Consider the following 2,971-nt stretch of genomic DNA (forward strand, 5'->3'; position numbering starts at 1 on the left):
CATACGACGCAAACGGGAACGTTTCAAGCAGCACGGACTTCAACGGGACGGTCACCAGCTACAGCTACGACCTGAGCCGGAATCTGGAAACCAGCCGGGTGGAAGGTAGTGGCACGGCCAGCGCCAGAACGATCACGGCCAGCTGGCACCCGACCTACCGGATTCCGCTACAAGTGAACGAACCCCTGCGTCGCACCCTCTACACCCACGACGGCAACGGCAATGTGTTAACACGCACCGAACAAGCCACCACCGACGTCAACGGCAGCCAGGGCGCGGCCGCAGTCGTTGTTGGCAGCCCGCGGGTCTGGACCTCTACCTACAACAATGTCGGCCAAGTCCTCAGCGTCACCGGCCCGCGCACCGACGTCATCGACAAGACCACCTACACCTACGACAACCAAGGCAACCTCACCAGCGTCACCAATGCCGCCGGTCACGTCACCACCTTATCGGGCTACGACCCCCACGGCCACGTCGGCACCATCACCGACCCCAACGGACTCGTCACCACACTGACCTACGCCCCGCGTGGCTGGTTACTGAGCCGCATCACCAGCGCCGACGGCATCACCGAAGTCACCAGCTACACCTATGACGGTGTCGGACAAATGACCAAAGTCACGCTACCAGACAACAGCCAGATCAGCTACACCTACGACGACGCCCACCGTCTCACCACCATCACCGACAACATCGGCAACAGCATCCACTACACCCTCGACAACATGGGCAACCGCCTTAACGAAACCGTCACCGACAGCAACGGCAACCTCAGTCGCAACATCACCCGCATCTACGATGCACTGAGCCGTCTGCAACAAGTCACCGGTGCGGCGCAATGATACTGATTCCACTTAATCCAATGATCTCAAGCTCCGCCATGTCCGTACAGACCACCCCGCATCGCCCCCGGCACCCCGTTGCACTGACCCCGGCCCTCCGGATCCTCAGCCTCAGTCTGCTCGTCTGCGGTGCTGGTCTCTATACCAGCGTCAGTGCGCAGGCCCCAGCCCAGAACACCACCACCAAATACGAATACGACGCGGTCGGCAATGTCACCAAGATCACCAACGGACTCAATGCCGCCAGTGTGCAAACCTACGACCCCCTGGGGCGCCTCACCAGCCAGACCGATCCGGACAACCAAGTCACCCAATACCGCTACGACGGACAAGGGCGCCTCATCCAGGTCACTGACGCCCGCAACCTCAGTACCCTCTACACCCTCGATGGCCTGGGCAATCAACTCAGTCTGAACAGTCCCGACACCGGCACCACCAGCACCACCGTTGATAGTGCCGGCAATATCCTGACACGAACCGATGCCAAAGGGCAGATCACCAGCTACGTCTATGACGTCCTGAACCGTCTCACCCGCATCACCTACCACGACGGCAGCATCGTTAATTACACCTACGACCAAGGCACCAACGCCAAAGGTCGTCTGACGCAAATCAGCGATGCACAAGGAACGATTCAATACACCTACGACACCCGTGGACGTCTCTTGACCGACACCCGCACCATCACCGTCAACAATAGTCCCGTGGTACGTACCACTAGCTACCAATACGACAATGCCGGTCGCTTAAGCCTGCTCATCTATCCCAACGGACGGCGACTCAGCTACACCCGCGACAGCATGGGACGCACCACCCAGATCGACACCACCAAAGACGGCATCGCCTCCACCTTACTGAGTCAAGTCAGCTACCGCCCCTTTGGCGGCGTCCAAGGCTATCTCAACAGCACAGGCCAAGCCTATACCCGCGGCTTTGACCTCGATGGACGTATTACCAGCTACACTCTCAACAACCAGGTACAAGCCATCAGCTACGATGCCGCCAACCGCATCATCAGCATCAACCAGGTCAACAGCACCACCCGTCAAGCCACCTACGGCTATGACACCCTAGACCGGCTCACCAGCTACCTGACACCCCAGGCAAGTCAAAGCTTTACCTATGACCCGGTAGGCAACCGCAACACCCAGACAGTCGGCGCCGCTGCTACCACCTACAGCTACGGCACCAGCAGCAACCGCCTGACCCAGGTCGCGGGCAGCCAGACCAGCCCGATTGCCATGGACGCCAACGGCAGCACCACCAACAACGGCACCGCCCAATTTACCTATGACACCCGAGGTCGCATGATCACTGCCACCACCGCCGCCGGCGTCGTGCAATACCAGATCAACGCACTCGGACAGCGCGTACAAAAGAGTAGTCCGGCAGCCAGTACCCAATATCACTACGATCAGAGTGGCAAACTCCTCAGTGAAAGTAGCGGCGGTAATGATGTCGACTACGTCTATCTGGACGATATCCCCGTGGTCGTCCTGAAGTAAGTCAGGACCGAACACGCCATCGCACCACCGTTAATCAAAGAACGCGCCGCCCAGCATCCGCGGCACTGGCATATCGCCACGTAACAGCATCATCCGGTCGGCCCGAGCCGACCGCCTGTCAGGGGAAAAAATAGTGTTCCAACGCCGCATACCATCAACTATCACACCGGCCTTATGCCTCTCTATCCTGCTGGGTCTGTCCGGACTATTAGGCATGACCTGCGCCATCGCCGCCCCGGTCGTGAGTATTACCGCCCCGGTGGCCAACAGCAAATACGCCTCCCCCTCCAGCATCACGATCACCGCCAGCGCCAGCAATGTCGCCGGAGCGACCATCAGCAAAGTCGACTTCTACCAAGGCACCACCTTACTAGGCACCGACACCACCGCCCCCTACAGCATCACCTGGGCCAATGCCACCAACGGCAGCTACAGCCTGACCGCCAAAGCCACCAACAGTCTCAACCAGGTCACCACCTCCAGTGCCATCGCCATCATCGTCAACAACCCGCCCGTGGTCAGCCTCACCGCGCCGGCCGCCAACAGCAGTGTCGCCGGCAAAGCCACCGTCACCCTGAGCGCCAGCGCCAGTGACACCGGCGGCAGTATTAGCAAAGTCGA

Annotated in this window: 5 protein-coding genes and 1 pseudogene; 3 read left to right on the forward strand and 3 right to left on the reverse strand. The window is 59.8% G+C overall.

Annotated elements, in window-relative coordinates:
- A pseudogene (locus tag ACO0LE_RS20100) lies at positions 1-845 on the forward strand (RHS repeat protein); the annotation flags it as partial.
- A 26-nt stretch (positions 846-871) separates the two neighbouring features.
- Here ACO0LE_RS20100 and ACO0LE_RS20105 read toward each other — a convergent pair.
- Positions 872-1,483, reverse strand: coding sequence for a hypothetical protein (locus ACO0LE_RS20105; RefSeq protein ID WP_422962103.1), 612 nt, complete (start codon positions 1,481-1,483; stop codon positions 872-874).
- Between the two features lie 27 nt (positions 1,484-1,510).
- On the opposite strand from ACO0LE_RS20105, the gene ACO0LE_RS20110 reads away from it, so the two are divergent.
- Positions 1,511-2,350, forward strand: coding sequence for a hypothetical protein (locus ACO0LE_RS20110; RefSeq protein ID WP_422962104.1), 840 nt, complete (start codon positions 1,511-1,513; stop codon positions 2,348-2,350).
- A 30-nt stretch (positions 2,351-2,380) separates the two neighbouring features.
- Here the strand turns inward: ACO0LE_RS20110 and ACO0LE_RS20115 are convergent, their stop codons facing one another.
- Positions 2,381-2,566: a hypothetical protein gene (locus ACO0LE_RS20115; RefSeq protein WP_422962105.1), complete on the reverse strand. Its 186-nt coding sequence runs from the start codon at positions 2,564-2,566 to the stop codon at positions 2,381-2,383.
- A complete protein-coding gene (locus ACO0LE_RS20120; protein ID WP_422962107.1) occupies positions 2,559-2,708 on the reverse strand; it encodes a hypothetical protein in 150 nt (49 codons plus the stop codon). Before ACO0LE_RS20120 ends, ACO0LE_RS20115 begins: the two co-directional genes overlap by 8 nt.
- Between ACO0LE_RS20120 and ACO0LE_RS20125 the strand changes: the two genes are divergently transcribed.
- Positions 2,643-2,971: Ig-like domain-containing protein (locus tag ACO0LE_RS20125; protein WP_422962106.1), on the forward strand; the 329-nt coding region annotated here is incomplete at its 3' end. The two genes, ACO0LE_RS20120 and ACO0LE_RS20125, sit on opposite strands and share 66 nt — an antisense overlap.

Origin of the sequence: Undibacterium sp. Xuan67W (assembly GCF_049340165.1) — a bacterium.
In the GTDB taxonomy this organism is placed as follows: domain Bacteria; phylum Pseudomonadota; class Gammaproteobacteria; order Burkholderiales; family Burkholderiaceae_D; genus Undibacterium.

Bases quoted from the DNA above. Each gene is read 5' to 3' on its own strand.
- ACO0LE_RS20115 (WP_422962105.1), bottom strand. From the start codon at position 2,566: ATGCCTAATAGTCCGGACAGACCCAGCAGGATAGAGAGGCATAAGGCC.